Source organism: Anaerotruncus sp. 80, assembly GCF_009936115.1.
GTDB lineage: Bacteria > Bacillota > Clostridia > Peptostreptococcales > Anaerovoracaceae > Senimuribacter > Senimuribacter intestinalis.
This window is the reverse complement of record NZ_QWES01000013.1, coordinates 61,646-75,533: the sequence shown is the minus strand read 5'-3', so window position 1 is coordinate 75,533 and position 13,888 is coordinate 61,646. Positions and strand designations below refer to the sequence as shown.

27 protein-coding genes are annotated in these 13,888 nt (G+C 43.7%); 21 read left to right on the top strand and 6 right to left on the bottom strand.

Annotation, left to right across the window (positions count from 1 at the left end; translation table 11 throughout):
* Positions 1 to 25 precede the first annotated feature (25 nt).
* On the top strand, positions 26 to 154 hold the full coding sequence (locus D1155_RS15980) for a hypothetical protein (RefSeq protein WP_279261632.1): 129 nt from the start codon (positions 26 to 28) through the stop codon (positions 152 to 154).
* A 223-nt stretch (positions 155 to 377) separates the two neighbouring features.
* On the opposite strand, the gene D1155_RS08090 is transcribed toward D1155_RS15980, so the two are convergent.
* Complete coding sequence (locus D1155_RS08090) at positions 378 to 551, bottom strand: hypothetical protein (RefSeq protein WP_160201888.1); 174 nt, start codon at positions 549 to 551, stop codon at positions 378 to 380.
* 65 nt (positions 552 to 616) lie between these two features.
* Between D1155_RS08090 and D1155_RS08085 the strand changes: the two genes are divergently transcribed.
* Together D1155_RS08085 and D1155_RS08080 are read left to right on the top strand one after the other, a co-directional pair.
* A complete protein-coding gene (locus tag D1155_RS08085; protein ID WP_243151049.1) occupies positions 617 to 1,117 on the top strand; it encodes an NUDIX domain-containing protein in 501 nt (166 codons plus the stop codon).
* Positions 1,118 to 1,165: 48 nt separating this feature from the next.
* Complete coding sequence (locus D1155_RS08080) at positions 1,166 to 1,729, top strand: glycosyl hydrolase family 18 protein (protein WP_160201887.1); 564 nt, start codon at positions 1,166 to 1,168, stop codon at positions 1,727 to 1,729.
* Positions 1,730 to 1,735: 6 nt separating this feature from the next.
* Here the strand turns inward: D1155_RS08080 and D1155_RS08075 are convergent, their stop codons facing one another.
* The 4 genes from D1155_RS08075 to D1155_RS08060 all read right to left on the bottom strand — a co-directional run bounded on the left by D1155_RS08075 (position 1,736) and on the right by D1155_RS08060 (position 5,332).
* Positions 1,736 to 3,298 (bottom strand): recombinase family protein, encoded by a 1,563-nt coding sequence (locus tag D1155_RS08075; protein ID WP_160201886.1) that lies wholly within the window; start codon positions 3,296 to 3,298, stop codon positions 1,736 to 1,738.
* A gap of 18 nt (positions 3,299 to 3,316) precedes the next feature.
* Positions 3,317 to 4,180, bottom strand: coding sequence for an Abi family protein (locus D1155_RS08070; protein ID WP_160201885.1), 864 nt, complete (start codon positions 4,178 to 4,180; stop codon positions 3,317 to 3,319).
* Positions 4,181 to 4,548: 368 nt separating this feature from the next.
* Complete coding sequence (locus D1155_RS08065; protein WP_160201884.1) at positions 4,549 to 4,965, bottom strand: hypothetical protein; 417 nt, start codon at positions 4,963 to 4,965, stop codon at positions 4,549 to 4,551.
* 22 nt (positions 4,966 to 4,987) lie between these two features.
* Positions 4,988 to 5,332, bottom strand: coding sequence for a helix-turn-helix transcriptional regulator (locus D1155_RS08060; protein ID WP_160201883.1), 345 nt, complete (start codon positions 5,330 to 5,332; stop codon positions 4,988 to 4,990).
* Between the two features lie 163 nt (positions 5,333 to 5,495).
* On the opposite strand from D1155_RS08060, the gene D1155_RS08055 reads away from it, so the two are divergent.
* The 9 genes from D1155_RS08055 to D1155_RS08020 all read left to right on the top strand — a co-directional run bounded on the left by D1155_RS08055 (position 5,496) and on the right by D1155_RS08020 (position 7,903).
* Positions 5,496 to 5,705: an antitoxin Xre-like helix-turn-helix domain-containing protein gene (locus D1155_RS08055; RefSeq protein WP_160201882.1), complete on the top strand. Its 210-nt coding sequence runs from the start codon at positions 5,496 to 5,498 to the stop codon at positions 5,703 to 5,705.
* Between the two features lie 156 nt (positions 5,706 to 5,861).
* Complete coding sequence (locus D1155_RS08050) at positions 5,862 to 6,014, top strand: hypothetical protein (protein ID WP_160201881.1); 153 nt, start codon at positions 5,862 to 5,864, stop codon at positions 6,012 to 6,014.
* A gap of 3 nt (positions 6,015 to 6,017) precedes the next feature.
* A complete protein-coding gene (locus tag D1155_RS08045) occupies positions 6,018 to 6,245 on the top strand; it encodes a hypothetical protein (RefSeq protein ID WP_160201880.1) in 228 nt (75 codons plus the stop codon).
* Complete coding sequence (locus D1155_RS08040; protein ID WP_160201879.1) at positions 6,217 to 6,468, top strand: hypothetical protein; 252 nt, start codon at positions 6,217 to 6,219, stop codon at positions 6,466 to 6,468. Before D1155_RS08045 ends, D1155_RS08040 begins: the two co-directional genes overlap by 29 nt.
* Entirely contained in the window at positions 6,468 to 6,833 is a 366-nt protein-coding gene (locus D1155_RS08035) for a hypothetical protein (RefSeq protein ID WP_160201878.1), read from the top strand. The genes D1155_RS08040 and D1155_RS08035 overlap by 1 nt, the downstream gene beginning before the upstream one ends.
* Positions 6,830 to 7,225 carry a hypothetical protein gene (locus D1155_RS08030; protein WP_160201877.1) on the top strand — a complete coding sequence of 132 codons (396 nt, stop codon included), beginning with the start codon at positions 6,830 to 6,832 and terminating at the stop codon, positions 7,223 to 7,225. Before D1155_RS08035 ends, D1155_RS08030 begins: the two co-directional genes overlap by 4 nt.
* Positions 7,222 to 7,581: a hypothetical protein gene (locus D1155_RS08025; RefSeq protein WP_160201876.1), complete on the top strand. Its 360-nt coding sequence runs from the start codon at positions 7,222 to 7,224 to the stop codon at positions 7,579 to 7,581. Before D1155_RS08030 ends, D1155_RS08025 begins: the two co-directional genes overlap by 4 nt.
* The gene (locus D1155_RS15975) at positions 7,547 to 7,678 is read left to right on the top strand and encodes a hypothetical protein (protein WP_279261631.1); all 132 of its coding nucleotides are present in this window, start codon (positions 7,547 to 7,549) and stop codon (positions 7,676 to 7,678) included. The genes D1155_RS08025 and D1155_RS15975 overlap by 35 nt, the downstream gene beginning before the upstream one ends.
* 9 nt (positions 7,679 to 7,687) lie before the next feature.
* Positions 7,688 to 7,903, top strand: coding sequence for a hypothetical protein (locus D1155_RS08020; RefSeq protein WP_160201875.1), 216 nt, complete (start codon positions 7,688 to 7,690; stop codon positions 7,901 to 7,903).
* A 4-nt stretch (positions 7,904 to 7,907) separates the two neighbouring features.
* Here D1155_RS08020 and D1155_RS15970 read toward each other — a convergent pair whose 3' ends face one another.
* Positions 7,908 to 8,036 (bottom strand): hypothetical protein, encoded by a 129-nt coding sequence (locus D1155_RS15970; protein ID WP_279261630.1) that lies wholly within the window; start codon positions 8,034 to 8,036, stop codon positions 7,908 to 7,910.
* Positions 8,037 to 8,091: 55 nt separating this feature from the next.
* Between D1155_RS15970 and D1155_RS08015 the strand changes: the two genes are divergently transcribed.
* The 9 genes from D1155_RS08015 (at position 8,092) to D1155_RS07975 (ending at position 13,799) form a co-directional block, all read left to right on the top strand.
* Entirely contained in the window at positions 8,092 to 8,433 is a 342-nt protein-coding gene (locus D1155_RS08015) for a hypothetical protein (RefSeq protein WP_160201874.1), read from the top strand.
* A complete protein-coding gene (locus D1155_RS08010; protein WP_160201873.1) occupies positions 8,414 to 8,728 on the top strand; it encodes a Cas9 inhibitor AcrIIA9 family protein in 315 nt (104 codons plus the stop codon). Before D1155_RS08015 ends, D1155_RS08010 begins: the two co-directional genes overlap by 20 nt.
* A gap of 9 nt (positions 8,729 to 8,737) precedes the next feature.
* Positions 8,738 to 10,255 carry a PcfJ domain-containing protein gene (locus tag D1155_RS08005; RefSeq protein ID WP_160201872.1) on the top strand — a complete coding sequence of 506 codons (1,518 nt, stop codon included), beginning with the start codon at positions 8,738 to 8,740 and terminating at the stop codon, positions 10,253 to 10,255.
* 6 nt (positions 10,256 to 10,261) lie between these two features.
* Positions 10,262 to 11,242 (top strand): DUF3102 domain-containing protein, encoded by a 981-nt coding sequence (locus D1155_RS08000; protein WP_160201871.1) that lies wholly within the window; start codon positions 10,262 to 10,264, stop codon positions 11,240 to 11,242.
* 198 nt (positions 11,243 to 11,440) lie between these two features.
* Entirely contained in the window at positions 11,441 to 11,884 is a 444-nt protein-coding gene (locus tag D1155_RS07995; RefSeq protein ID WP_160201870.1) for a single-stranded DNA-binding protein, read from the top strand.
* An 11-nt stretch (positions 11,885 to 11,895) separates the two neighbouring features.
* Positions 11,896 to 12,162, top strand: coding sequence for a hypothetical protein (locus tag D1155_RS07990; protein WP_160201869.1), 267 nt, complete (start codon positions 11,896 to 11,898; stop codon positions 12,160 to 12,162).
* An 11-nt stretch (positions 12,163 to 12,173) separates the two neighbouring features.
* The gene (locus D1155_RS07985) at positions 12,174 to 12,395 is read left to right on the top strand and encodes a hypothetical protein (RefSeq protein ID WP_160201868.1); all 222 of its coding nucleotides are present in this window, start codon (positions 12,174 to 12,176) and stop codon (positions 12,393 to 12,395) included.
* A 137-nt stretch (positions 12,396 to 12,532) separates the two neighbouring features.
* The gene (locus D1155_RS07980; RefSeq protein ID WP_160201867.1) at positions 12,533 to 13,339 is read left to right on the top strand and encodes a hypothetical protein; all 807 of its coding nucleotides are present in this window, start codon (positions 12,533 to 12,535) and stop codon (positions 13,337 to 13,339) included.
* A gap of 28 nt (positions 13,340 to 13,367) precedes the next feature.
* Positions 13,368 to 13,799 (top strand): hypothetical protein, encoded by a 432-nt coding sequence (locus D1155_RS07975; protein WP_160201866.1) that lies wholly within the window; start codon positions 13,368 to 13,370, stop codon positions 13,797 to 13,799.
* The last annotated feature ends 89 nt before the right edge of the window (positions 13,800 to 13,888 follow it).

Below are 13,888 nucleotides of genomic sequence, written 5' to 3'. Positions count from 1 at the left end.
AGCTTAACAGACAGAGAATGGAGATATGTCGATGATTTGCGCGCCATATTTGACCTTGATTTCTGTATACATGGCGCGGAACTTTGAGAAAGTGCCAGGTAGAAAAGCTTTTTTAGAAAAAATGGCGGCGGCAGAAAGAAATGCAGACAGATAGCCGGAAAAACTTTAGCGTCCTACAGTAAAATATCAAAAAAGTGGGTATCAGGCAGCAGGCGCGCGCCAGTTTTTTAGAAAATCAATCTCAATATGGCGTTTGGCAGATGGCGGACGCCATGTATACAAAAAAACGCTTTGAATATGGCATTTTCCAGGAGGTGAGCGCCGGATATCCAAAAAAATCTTGAGATTATGGCGCGCCGGATTCTCTGCAGCACGAACTACCGCATACCAATCATTAAATCAGATTGAATTTCATCCCGGCATTTGACCTGGACTGTTTTCAGTTCAACATCACTTTTCTGCAAAGGAGCCGTCTCATCACCTTTTTCGTTGAGGAGCAACCAATCAATAGATGCGTTAAGCACCTCAGAAATGTCAATCAGCGCGTCCATATTTTAGGAAAGGATTGCTCAGAAGAAAAATTCGGAGTAAAATGAAGGCTAAGGAGGAATTGTCAATGAAAAGTATGAAGGAAGCTGCGCTGCGAAATATGACTGCGATTTATATAGAGAAAGATGGAAGAATGCTTATGCTCTACAGGATTGGTTCTAAGGTAGTTGCGCCCTCCTGGTGCGGCATCGGAGGACACTTTCAGCCGCAGGAACTGAATAAGCCAAGAGCCTGTATGCTGCGGGAATTACAAGAAGAAGCAGGGCTTTGTGAAAGCGATATTACTTCTGTAGAAATGCGATATGTAACTTTGCGGCTAAAAAATGGAGAAATCAGACAGAATTACTATTTCTTTGCAAAGCTAAGGGAAGGCGCGGCTGTAAATGAATGTACAGACGAGGGCATACTGCGTTGGATCCCTATAAAGGACGTTTTAGAGTTGGAAATGCCCGTAACGGCAAAACAAATGCTGACGCACTATTTTGGGGTTGGACGCTTTACTGAGGAAATTTATTGCGGCGTGACTGGTGAAGCGGGAATGGAATTTGCTGTGCTGCAGGAGTTCTAAAAAGATGCCCGGCTCCGTATTCTGTAATATGAGAATGGGGGCTTATAAATGAAAATAATTGTTGTGAGCGGCTATGCTTATCCGTCTATTGAGCCATGGGTACTTTCTTCCTGGCTGCCGGATCTGACATTTCTGGGAAATTTTAGCTATGGAATCACTGCAGAGGGCGGTGTTGTGGATTTGAACGACGAGAACCTGATTCAGGCAGCATACACTGCAGGGGTAAAACCGATGATGGTGCTGACACCCTTGGACGAGTCGGGAACTTTTAATGATGTAACCGCAGGCATTTTACTTTCGAATCCGCAGGCACGCACAAATTTGGTAAACAACATCTTGCAGACGATTCAAAGAAAAGGACTCGCAGGGATAGATTTTGACTTTGAGTTTGTACCAGTGGAAAATAGGCAGGACTATGTAGAATTGATTCGACAGACGAAAGAATTGCTGGGACCGCAGGGCTACTATGTAACGGCGGCTTTGGCACCTAAGACTTCCGATGCGCAGCAGGGAAGCATTTATCAGGGGCATGATTACAGGCAGATTGGGGAAATTGTGGATTATGCGCTGATTATGACCTATGAGTGGGGCTACACGTACTACCATCAATGATGAATGTCAATGGCGCGAAAAATCCACAACCGGGTAGAAATCAAGGCTAAAGGCGGTTTCTTTTCCCGGGCCTTTTTCTTTTTTGACATAGTCAATTCTCTTGAAAATGCTCTTCAGAAGCATGTTTTTCTCTTCATTGGTACTGCAGCTGCCGTAAGCGTCCTGGACGTGCTGCACCTGTTTTATAAATTCTTCTGTGCTCATCTGCGCAGCCTGCTCCTGATGGCGGGCAATCAGATTTTCAATGTGCTGCTGCACCTCTTCGATGCGGCCGGCCAGATTTTTGTTTCGCTCGATGAAGGTATCCTCATCATAGATGCCGCGTTCCAGAAAATCAAAGAGTTTCCCTTTCTGGGATTCCAGCGTGGTACGCTCGTTTTTCAGGCGCTCTAAATCTTCCTCAAAGGTATCTGTTTCTTTCGTATGCTTTTCCAATTTCAGGATATAGTTATCGGTCCATGCCTGCAGGGCGTCGATGACGGCGTCTTCCACAAGGTCAAAGCGGCTTGAGATATTCTCACAGCGGACCGTGTTGCAGACAAGGCGGTAACGGTCGGTGCCTTTATTATCTTTCTGTCGGCGCATAGTGTGCCCACAGCACGCACAGCAAACAATGCCGGCCAGCGGGTTCTGCAGGCTGCCTGAGACAAAGTTATTAGGTCTGACTGCTCTTGTGGAGCGAACTGCCTGCGCAGCGTCAAAAAGTTCCTGCGGAATAATGGCATCGTGAAGCCCGCGCTTCAGAATCATTTCGGGGCCGCCCTGGATTCTCTTTTTTACGACGTGACCATCTTCAATCTGTTTGACCTCCGGGCGCTTGCCCCAGGTTACATATCCGGCGTAGACCGGATTTTTCAGGATATCACGAATTGAGGAGGGTGAAAATTTTTCGCCCCGCCGGTTGCGGTACCCGCGCTCATCGAGACGGATTGAAATGGTATAGGAGCCAATATGCTCGTTCGCATACCACTGATACATCAAAAGAACGGCTGCCGCTTCTTCCTCGAGAGGTTTCAGCGTGTAGCCTTTATCGTTTGAGATTTTAATGCGCTCATAGCCGTAAGGGGCATCGCCGTAAATCCATTTGCCTTCTATGGTGGAAATCTTTCTGCCGTCTTGGATTCTGCGGTTGATGGTGGCATATTCTCTGCGGCTCATGAAGAGGCCGAACTCGAAGTATTCCATGTCGGAAGGGTTTGCCGGGTCGTAGATTTTCAGCGGTGTGATAATCTTGGTACCGGAGATTGTAAAGGCCCTGGCAATGATACCCTGATCCAGGGTGTCGCCGCGGGCAAGCCTTTCTACTTCCACCACAAGAACACCCTTCCATTTGCCTTGTTCCACATCGCGAATCAGCTTCTTGACTTCCGGGCGGGCGTCGATAGATTCACCGGAAACGATTTCCCGGTAAACCTGGCCAATATTCAAATTCATTTTCTTGGCAAGCTCCATTAGCCGGCGCTCATGACGCAGCAGGGTGTCACCTTCGCCGTGCAGCTCCGCTTCCATGTCCTCGCGGGATTTACGGAGGTAGATGGAGTATAGGCCGTTTGAGAGGTTGGTGTGCATGGGATACCTCCTAAAGGGTTACTTTATGGTTAGTAATGATTTCCAACGGTAAGGAAAATCAAGGTGGTTTTTGCTGATGTACGGCTTGTATTTTTTCATCAGCTTATCTAATTGTTTTAAAACATCATCATTCCACTTATCTTTTTCAGGGTACATCAATTTCAGCATATAAAATTGTGCAAAAAGTCTGCGAGTAGGCGTATAACTCTCCCCTTTTGGCATTTTTGGTATTGCAGGGAATTTTACGTAGTACAATCTTGAATAGTGAGCACATCTATTTCTTAAATCTGTTAAACAACGCAACCAACTATCCATAGTTTGATAATTTACACCATAGAGAGACTTGGCTAGTGCTGCTTTATCCGGATTACTCATTCCCCGATAAAAGTGAGAGAGCATTCCAATTGAGAAAAATTCAATAATCACCCATAGTGGAAACTTGCCATTGTATTTTTGCATATGGTGCTGCACGATGAGAGTCTTGCTGTTTTCGTTTATACATGATGTAACATGTTTAGAGAAAAGGGCGTGATTGTGTTTTTTGTTGTACACCTTTGGGGACATATAGCCATCGGGCCCATATTTATGTACGTGATAATAAGCCATTTGTGTTCTGAGAAAGATTTCAATCTGCTCAACGGTAGACAGAATTAACTTTCGGAGTTCTTTGTCAAACTCATAAATTTCTGCAATTTGTGAAAAGGGAATGTTGTAAATGCATTTCCCGTCAGGACCTTTATACGGCAAATAATAAGCAGACAGTCTATAGTAGTTAATTCTTTTCAACAGATTAAGGCACTGCTCGCGATTGTCTATGAGGATATTCTTTTGTTCGAGTAATTCAATTTGTTCCTCAAAAGTAGTTGCTTCTTTTAGTTTCATAGCTTCTCCAAAAAATAAATGTGCTCCCATTTGACACATCGTTGAGAGGTGTGGGAGCTTCTGTTAGTACATAGTATATGCGAAATCTCTCAGATTGTCAATGTAAATAAATTCCAATTTTGATTTTTTTCTTGCATAAACAGCACAAAGGTAGTATACTTAATAGGCTGTCATAAGTAATTTCAACAGTTTTCAAATTTTTGAAGACTGTTTTTCTTTTTTATAATCGTATTTTCTAAAATTTCGCTCTCAGCTCGACAACTTTGCCAATAATATTAACCGGTTTACTAATGATTTCATCTTCAGTGTTAAAATGCCTTGCAATTCCGAACGAGAATTCTTTCATAATTAGATACTTTTGTAAGTCTTCACTTAGAAGAATTAAGTTCTTTTAGTGCTTGCTTTACTAATTGAAGTTCACCTGACATATTCATAAATCGATAATAGGCTGAACCACATTTGCCATAGTCATAATAATATTGTCGTAGTTGAACCAGATATTCGAGGGTTTCTTGCAAACATTCCCTATTTAGTTTTTTTAACTTCCGAACATCGTGACATTGTTCCAAAGTGGCAATACCTTTAGGTGCTTCCGGCTCAGAAGTGTCGAGAAGCATATATTTATCTGCAAGCGAAAGCCTAGAACCGTCAAAATAATCGGTAATCACATGACCATATTGACAAGTATCTTGTTTTGGGCAGCCATCACAGTTGCACTTTGGCATATTTGATGTGCTATATTTTTCCATAATGTTTTCAGTTTTGTTTTTCTTAAATAGAGCCATAGTATAATCCTTCCTTAAAAAATTAAGCATATCGACCACCGACAACTAGATCGATGGCATAATCCAGCAATTTTGCTCGACCTTCCGGATTCAGTTTTCGGTATTTTTCGAGTAGCTGTTGTTCTGCGTCGGTAAGATCAGAGGGATTGTCAATTTCGGATTTATTATTCGTCCAACCCATAAGGTAAGCTTCGCTGGTTTTTAGAGCTGTAGCAATTGGTGTGAGCTTATCTACACCCATATTAGAAATATAGTTTGACTCATATCTATAGACGGTGGCAGCGGAGACCCCCATTCTTTCCGCCACCTCTTCCGCAGATAAACCTAATTCTTTTCTGCGTGCCTTTATTCTTTTTCCAATATCCATATTTTCATATCTCCCATTTGGTTTAGTTATAATATACAACATGACTTGCAAATTTGCAAGTGAAAATAGAAAAACTTGCAGATTTGCGATTATCTGTTGACAACTGGCATGAATGATAGTAATATAAAAACAAAACTCGCATAAATGCTAGAAAGGAGTACAAATGAATACAGATAGGCTAATTGAATTCGTAAAACGTGCTGGATATGAAAATAAAACATTTGCCGAAGAATTAGGAATGGCAGAATCGACGTTTTATAGAAAACTGAAAAAGAAAAGTTTTTCGGTTGATGAAGCACAAAGAATTAGCAAGTTATTGAAGTTAGATGCAAATGAAGCATATGAAATTTTTTTTGGAAAGAAACTCGCATAAATGCGAGAATTTGAAGAGGAAAGTAAAAGCTAAACGGAATTTCTGAAAATAACGGAATATGTTGCATCGGGATTGCGTGATATTGATGCGGGCAACTCTGTGATTTGAAGCATAGGACAAACCGTAAAGCTGTATGAATTAAATGAGGTACATAATATGGCAATCATAAAAGAGTACAAGACCGCCAAGGGCGTGATTATAAGGTTTAATGATGCAGCTTACGCAGATAAGACTGAGGAAGAAAAGCAGAAGCTGCGGGAGAATGTGAATAAGGTAATTTCGCAGATTTTGCTGAACCCAAGGAGGTGACGCATGCCAAGAAAATCACATCGCCGGCGCCGGAAGAAAGTTGGACAAGTGCCGGCGCCTCGAAGAGAAGAAACGACGGAAGAAAAAGAACCGTGCCAGCTGCAGATGGAAGCACAGCGACGCCACCTTGATGAGATTTTACAAGGAGTAAAGACGCCGTCGCGCGAGTTCGTTATAACCCAGCTAAACCAAAGGAGGAAGAATGAGAGCAGAGACAGTGCAGATGATTGAAGAAAAGTCACGCTTTGTCAGGGGAATAGAAACGCTTTTAAGCCTGGACAAAAATAGCATGGTGGACAGCCTCATATACAAGTTTGATATGCAGGATGAAGCCGGCGAAGTTTATGACGAATATGTTGGAATCGCCTGGGAGACAGGCGGCGCTAAAAAGCTACTGGTAACAGGATACAGCAATGGCGCCATATTAAAGGCAATTGTAAAGGAGGTCTACTGATGGATACATACCAGGGTACATGTAAGTACTGCGGCAACATGAAACCGATCATAGAAGAAAGCCAGGAAGCCGCTGACGAAAGAGTCAGCAATGAATGCGCCTGCGGCGGCGCGAAGCTGGAAGAAGTTAAAGCACGGCTGATGGCGAACATCAACTTTATAGCAAGGAAAAACGAGGGGAAAGCACTGTCTCAGCTGGCAGAAGAGCAGGTGAAACTGTTAAAGCGGGCAGCCTCTGAAATCGTTGACGGCAACTGCCTTAAAGCTGTCTTTGACTTTGGAAGTTCAAAAGTGACGATTTGGGATGCAGGTGAAAAGTACAAAGTAAAGCGAACCACAACCAGAGAGGAACAGGCAGAGGCATGATTGATGACAAATACTATCGCTACGCAGCAGAGCAGATGGAGCGTGCTTCCCGGGAGAAGAAAAAATACAACGGCTACAAGGACAAGCCGGAGCGGATCTGTTTCTATACCGGACGACCGTATGCCGAACGCCATGAGGTATTCCCCGGAAGACCGAACCGGCAAATCAGCATTGAGTATGGTTTCCAAGTGGACATTTGCCCGGAGAAGCACCGGGAGCTTCAAGACAACATCACGCCCTGGGCAAAGGCAGAGAACCAGAAATGGAGGTCAACCTATGAACGAGCATACATTGACCGCCTAATGGATGAGGGAGAAAGAGAAGAAGATGCTCTGCAGAGTTGGATGCGCCTAATCGGCCGCAACTACATAGAGGAGTTGATTCCGAGATGATACCTTGTCCGAAATGTGGAAATTTTGACTACCGAGAGGGCCGGTGCTGTCCACAGTACGATGGAAAGCCGGTTTGCATCAGGTGCTGCCGGGAGTGCGGATATTATAATCCGTCTCCGATGGGCCTGCACTGCAGGTACTACATCTACAATCCTAGGCCAGACTACGACGGAGAAATCGATAAACTGCGCAGACAGATTGAAATCAAAGAGCGACAGGCGGAGCACTTTTATCGGGATAACAAGCCTTGGATTGCTGAGAAAATCGAGCGAGAAGTAAGCTGGCTCCGGGGACAGAAAAGAGAATGGGAGAGAAAACGAGATGAAGAAACTAAAAAAGCTGGCAATGACATATAGTGTGATAACTTACATATACGCGGCGTGCGCATTGGCACTGACAGCGGCGCCGCTCATCACATTGTGGCTGCTCCTTTATGGCGCCGGCTGCAGATAGGAGGAAATGATGAAAGACATTGGACTGGCCGCAGAACACTATCAAATCATGAAAGAGTCACTGAGAAAAGCACAGGACGATTGCGAGGAAAGCCCAACTATAGCAAGCATCCATGAAGAGACAATCGCAAAAGAGAAGCTATGGGCTTTCAAAACGGGACTGGAATGTGCCGGCATACTGGAAGAAGTAGAAGAAGAATGGAGAAAACGACATGAACATAATTAAGAAACTATGGCACCGGATCCGGCGCTGTCCGGCGTGCCCTTTGCACGTAGGTTACCGCAGGCGCGGTCGCTGGCCATGCGGCAACGAAACCTGTTTCCAAAAGAAAAAGACTTGCCGAAGCAAGTCCAGTCATTGAGTAGGTACTGCAATACCTACTCCTAATTTACCATAAAAACGGAGAAAAAGCAATGAATCTAAATCAAAAAATCAATTTAAAAGAATTTGAAAAAGCTGCAAAAGAGGCAGGCTGTGAGGTGATGCAAAGCGGAAGAAGCCGCTGCTTTGCGATAAGTCCAAGAGAAATTGCTATCGTAACAACCACAGGTGCCATCAGGGTGCCGGTGGAAAACGTACAGCGCTTTCTTGCGGACTTCCGAGTAGCAGTTGAAACCGCCTGCCACATGTGGGAAGAACTATCTTTAACAGAAAAGAACCAGCTGGCTAAAGAAAAGCACATGACCTACGGCGAACTGCAGCAGGTTATGTATATGCTGAAATTAGGAGGAAGAAATGAGCAAGAAAACAGATGAAGCCATCGCCAAGCTTACAGCGGAATGCGAAGGAAAGGACTACCTGATCCCTTTTGAGGAATATCTGACATCCATTTGCAACGACGCAGTTGCAGAAAAAATCCTGAAAGAGGACAAGACGCTGGAAGACTGCTTCAAGAAGATGAAGGAAGTGGCCAGGAGCAGGCAGAAAAACGGCTGTGCATATATCCCCAATGAGGAAGGATTTGAAATCATCAGAGACTATTATGAGATTACAGATTCGGATTTAAAGAAAACTGCTGGAAGTGTCATAGACATAACCGACCTGTTATAGGAGGCTGACATGGAAGTAAGAACAAAACCGCCTTACAACATCAGAAGACCTGCAGATTTAAAGGAGTTTATATTGGCAACTGCTGACTATACCTACGTAATCTTTGACCAAAAACAGGACAAGGTGCGCTGCACCTGCTGTGGAAAAATCGGCAAATTGTCAAATCTGGCAGAAGGCGTATACAAACATAATGCTGAGACCTACTGTCCGTTTTGCGGAGAAAAAGCAATCGGAAAGGCTGCCCAGTATGGGCGAAAGAATATCACAGAGTACGGGCGGGTACTTTGGTTTAGAAAGTATGGCAGAGTTACCTATGCCCAGCTGGACGAATATCAGATTGATTACACAGAAAGTACTAGCATGCCCAGCGTTTCTTTTTGGGCATCAGCACAGTACAGATTCTGCAAAGAAAGCCAGGCATATTATAAGTGCATTCCAGTAGGATACTGGAATTCGGAATACTGGGAGAAGCGAAAGGAAATAAAATTGCCGAATCCGGAATGTGGCATGTGGAACAGCAATAAAATGAGCCGCTATAAAAAAACGGTGACACATACATCACATATTGACGGACTTGGAACAGACTTGAAATATGCTAATACAGACATGCGCATCAAAGGGTGGGAGGATCCAGAAAACCCATATGGAATTATCGGCTACCTGTCAAATTTCCTGAAGTATCCCAGCATTGAGATTCTAGAAAAAGCCGGATTTGAAAAGCTGGTTGGTGCTCGGGCAAGCGGGGGCAGATGCAGGTATATCAACTGGAGAGCAAAAGACTTGCGAAAGACACTAAAGATGAACGCAAAAGAAATCAGAGACTTTAGAACTGCTGGAGGCACGATGCAGACACTGAAGAAATATCGAGAGATTCAGAAAGTCTACCCGAAGGTTAATTTTAGTCAGTTAGATCTTTTTGGATATTGGGGAAGGAAAGAAAATATAAAGGAAATTGAAAAATACATATCCCTTGACAGTGCGGTGAAATATCTGGAAAAGCAGGGCGGAAATAATGATATGGGAATCTATGCAGATTATCTCAGAGAATGCAATTCACTTGGCTATGACATGAAAGATAAGCGCGTACTTAGACCAAAGAATCTTCAGAAAGCCCACGAGAAGACCTCGATGCAAGTCGCTATAGAAAAAGATAAAAAGAAAAAGGAAGACTTTGCGGTCGGCATGAAAAGCATTTATGCAGAAGAGGCATATCAGTGCGGAGATTTATTGATAAGGTCAGCGGTATCCATAGAGGAATTACACAAGGAGAGCCAGGCACTCAATCATTGCGTTAGAACCTATGTTGATAGAGTATGCAAAAAAAGATGTGCTATTTTATTCATTCGCAAGATAAACGAACCGGACAAGCCATATTTTACCCTTGAACTGAACTGGGAAAGGAAGATTGTTCAGTGTCGTGGCAATCACAACTGTGCATATCCCCCGGAGGTTGAAGCGTTTATTGAGCAGTGGAAGAAAGATATTTTGAACAAAATGAAGAAAGGAGCAGCTGCGCCTGCAGCGTAAAGAACCATGGGAGAAATTATAGATGTAGAGTTTAAAGAAATTACGGAACTGGAAGATAAGACCAACGAAGAACTCTGTCAGGAAGTAAACCTTTATTGGAATCAGATGGAGGCATTAGGAAGACTCGGCTTTGAATTTGCCGCCAGAGCAGGGCAGAGGCTGAATGTCATCAAGTCAAGATTGAAACATGGAGAGTGGGAAGACTGGGCAGAGAATAATTTATGCTTTTCTACAAGAAAGGCAAATAGAATGATGAAACTGGCGGAAAAAATGACTGATGAAGACAGCTTTTTCTGCAAAAACGACAAGTTGTCGGATATTGGAATTTCAAAGGTTTGGGAACTCTTAGCAGCGCCGGAAGAGGTGGCAGAAAAGGTCATGGAAAACCCCGAAATGCCAGACATGAGCGTACGAGAATTAAAGGACGAAATTAAGCGCATCAAAGAGGAAAAGAAGAAAATAGAGGAAGAGCTGGTAATTTGCGAAGACACATGGCAAACGGACAGAACTGTTTTAGAAATGGAGATTGAAACGCTAAAGGGAGAACTCAGAAACCGGTCAGAAATGAATCCTGCTATCCTTGCTGAAAAAGAGAAAGAACTGCAGAACATGCAGGACAAGCTGGACAAGGAAAAAGAAAAGTCCAAGAAGCTGAAAGAATCCATAGACGCAGAGAAAGAAAAGGCAGCAGCGGAGGCACGGACAAAAGCAGAGAGGGAAGCTAAAGCGAAGGTAGACGAAGAACTGCGACTCTTACAGGAGAGCAACAGGGAAGCCGCAGAGGAAATAGAACGCTTAACCCGTAAACTGGATAACAATTCAAATGTTGAAGTTGCCACCTTCAAAGTTCACGCTGACCAGCTGCAGAAAGCATTCGGCAGCTGCGCAGAGTCTATTGTGACCATGGAAACCGAAGACACAGAGCAGGCAGAAAAAATGCGCTGTGCCCTAAAGCAGATTATGACGCAGATGATAGAGAGGATTTAAGGACATGACGATAGGAAATATTTTGATGATGCCACTGCAGGAAAACGTACCTGCACCAAGGCATGATGACTGGAAACCGGCGATATGCCCTATATGTGGCGCAGACTGCTGGGAATCCGGACAAGCCCGAATCTTAATGCGAAAAATGCCGGGCATATTAAAGGCTTGCACAAATTGCGCAATAAAAGGGGCAGGAAGATGAATAGTGTAGTTCTAATCGGAAGACTTACCCGTGACCCGGAAGTCAGATATACCGCAAGCACACAGATGGCAGTTGCAACCTTTACCGTTGCCATTGACAGACCTGTAAGAGCAGGTGGTGAGAAGCAGACAGATTTTCCTCGCGTGACCGTTTTCGGCAAGCAGGCAGAGAACTGCGAGAAGTACCTGGCAAAGGGCAGATTAGTCGGTGTTCAGGGTAGAATCCAGACCGGAAGCTATCAGAACAAGGACGGCGTCACTGTTTACACAACCGATGTTGTGGCAGACAGAGTAGAATTTTTAGAGTGGGGCGACAGACCGCAGAGAAATGGACAGAACCAAGGAGCCCAAGGCGAGCAAACAAAGCAAACTAGCATGGCAGAGCTTAAGCCGGAGATACCGCGAGGATTTGAACCAATTGAAGACGATGTACCATTTTAAAGGAGGAGAGTATGAACAGCCAAGAGAAAATCATGATTTTCGCAGCACAGCTATATGACCGGTCTGAGAGACTGAAATATACCACCAGCCAGGTGAACGAAGAAATACAAAGGCTGACGTTAAGTGCTGCACGCGGAAGCGTAAGCCCGCACCAGATTAAAGAAGCAGAGGAAAGCATTGCAAAAGTAATGCACTTATTACATAATGTTGAATCAATTTTAGCCCGTTTAAAGGAAGATGCAAAAACAGAATTGAATATCCAAATATATATGAAGTAAGGAGGATCCAGATGGAAAAGAAAGTCAACGTAAAAATCATTGAAGACTACGGCGTAGTCGGAGAAGACCAGAAAGGCAATGTAAAGCATTTCATCAAAGCAGAATGGTTCGGCAAAGCGCCGGTCTACGAAGTGAGAACCTTTGCCCCGGACGGAACACCCAAGAGAAGAGTTGGTCTGACTAGGGAAGAAGTCGAAAGACTAAAAGTCATTCTGAACGAAGAATTGATTTAAACCTACATTAAATATAAGAAGAAACAAGCCTGGGACAAGCCCTAAAAGCAGTCCCAGGCATACCTATAGGAAAACAGAGCAGGGAGTGAAAGCCTCCTTTTAAACCTTGATTAGAGTATTAAAGTTAGGAGCAAAAGATGAAAGTTGTCAGAGAGACCTGTATAGCGGGAAGAGTGATTGATGTGACAGTTAGAGTTCCGAGTGGACGCCATACAGAGCCGAGAGCAAAAAAAAGAACTGTGACTGCTGAAAAAGTACAAAAGAATAACGACAGAATGGCAATTAAAAAGCTGGCAAGAATCATCAATGCGAATTTTGATAAAACATGCTGGCATGATACTATGACCTATGCGGGAAATCCGTCGCCGGAGGAAGCAAAGAAAAAACTGGATCGGTGTTTGGGAAGAATTAGGTATCGCATGAAAAAAAGAGGACTGAAATTCAAGTGGGTAGTCACAACAGAATGGCAAAACAGCAAGCTCCACCATCACCTGATAACCAATGCCCCAGTAGAGATGGTTAGAGAATGTTGGAAAGAAGGGCACATCCTGCCAAGACCATTCGATGAAAATCCCAATTATTATAAATTAGCAGAATACATAATCAAAGAGACTTCTAAAAGCTTCAGAGAAAAAGAATCTCCGTTTGGAAGCAGGTATAGTCATTCGAGAGGTCTTATTATACCGACACCAAACATTGAAGAGGTGGACGAGAGACAGCTGTTTGCAGATCCAAAACCGAGAGAAGGATATTACATAGATTGGGATACTGTAAGAAGATTTGAGCATCCCATAACAGGACTAGAGCACCTTGAGTACATGATGATATCGATAGACGAAGAACCGAGGATCAAGAAGTATTACAAGGGAAAACCTAAAAAGCGGGAAGAAAATTACCGACAGTATATCAACTATGAAGAGGAGCAGCAGAGCCTATGGAAATAGGCTTCTTTGCAGTGCGAGGAGGGGAGTTATGACAAAACAGGAACTGAGCAGACACTTTTGGTTGCAGCATGAAGTGAAGAGACAGGAAAAGCGCCTGGCTCGATTGAGAAAAAAACAGCAGCTCATTAGAGAACAGGGCGAAGTAGGAGATACGGTCAGAGATTATAAAACGGGTAAAGGAATTCCTGTCCGGATAGAGGGTGTGCCTGAAGAGGAGTTTACTCTTCCGCTCATGATAAAGCTTCTTGAAGAGGAAATTGAAAAGAACATCAAAGAATCTCAGGCAGAGGCGGTGAAGGTGGAACGATGTGTACAGAGTATTGATAATCCGCAGCTGAGAGAAGTAATGAGGTGTAGATTCATAGATTGCATGAAATGGGAAGAAATTGGAGAACAGAATTTCATTGCGCCGGACCATGCGAGAAGACTTGTAAGAGAATATTTTTCTGATAAGCAATAAAAATGTCCGGTTATGTCCGCTTTTTTTGTGATATAGTTAAACTGGAAAAAGTAAAAGAGTTTAACAACTCTAACGTTCTGGTGAATCTC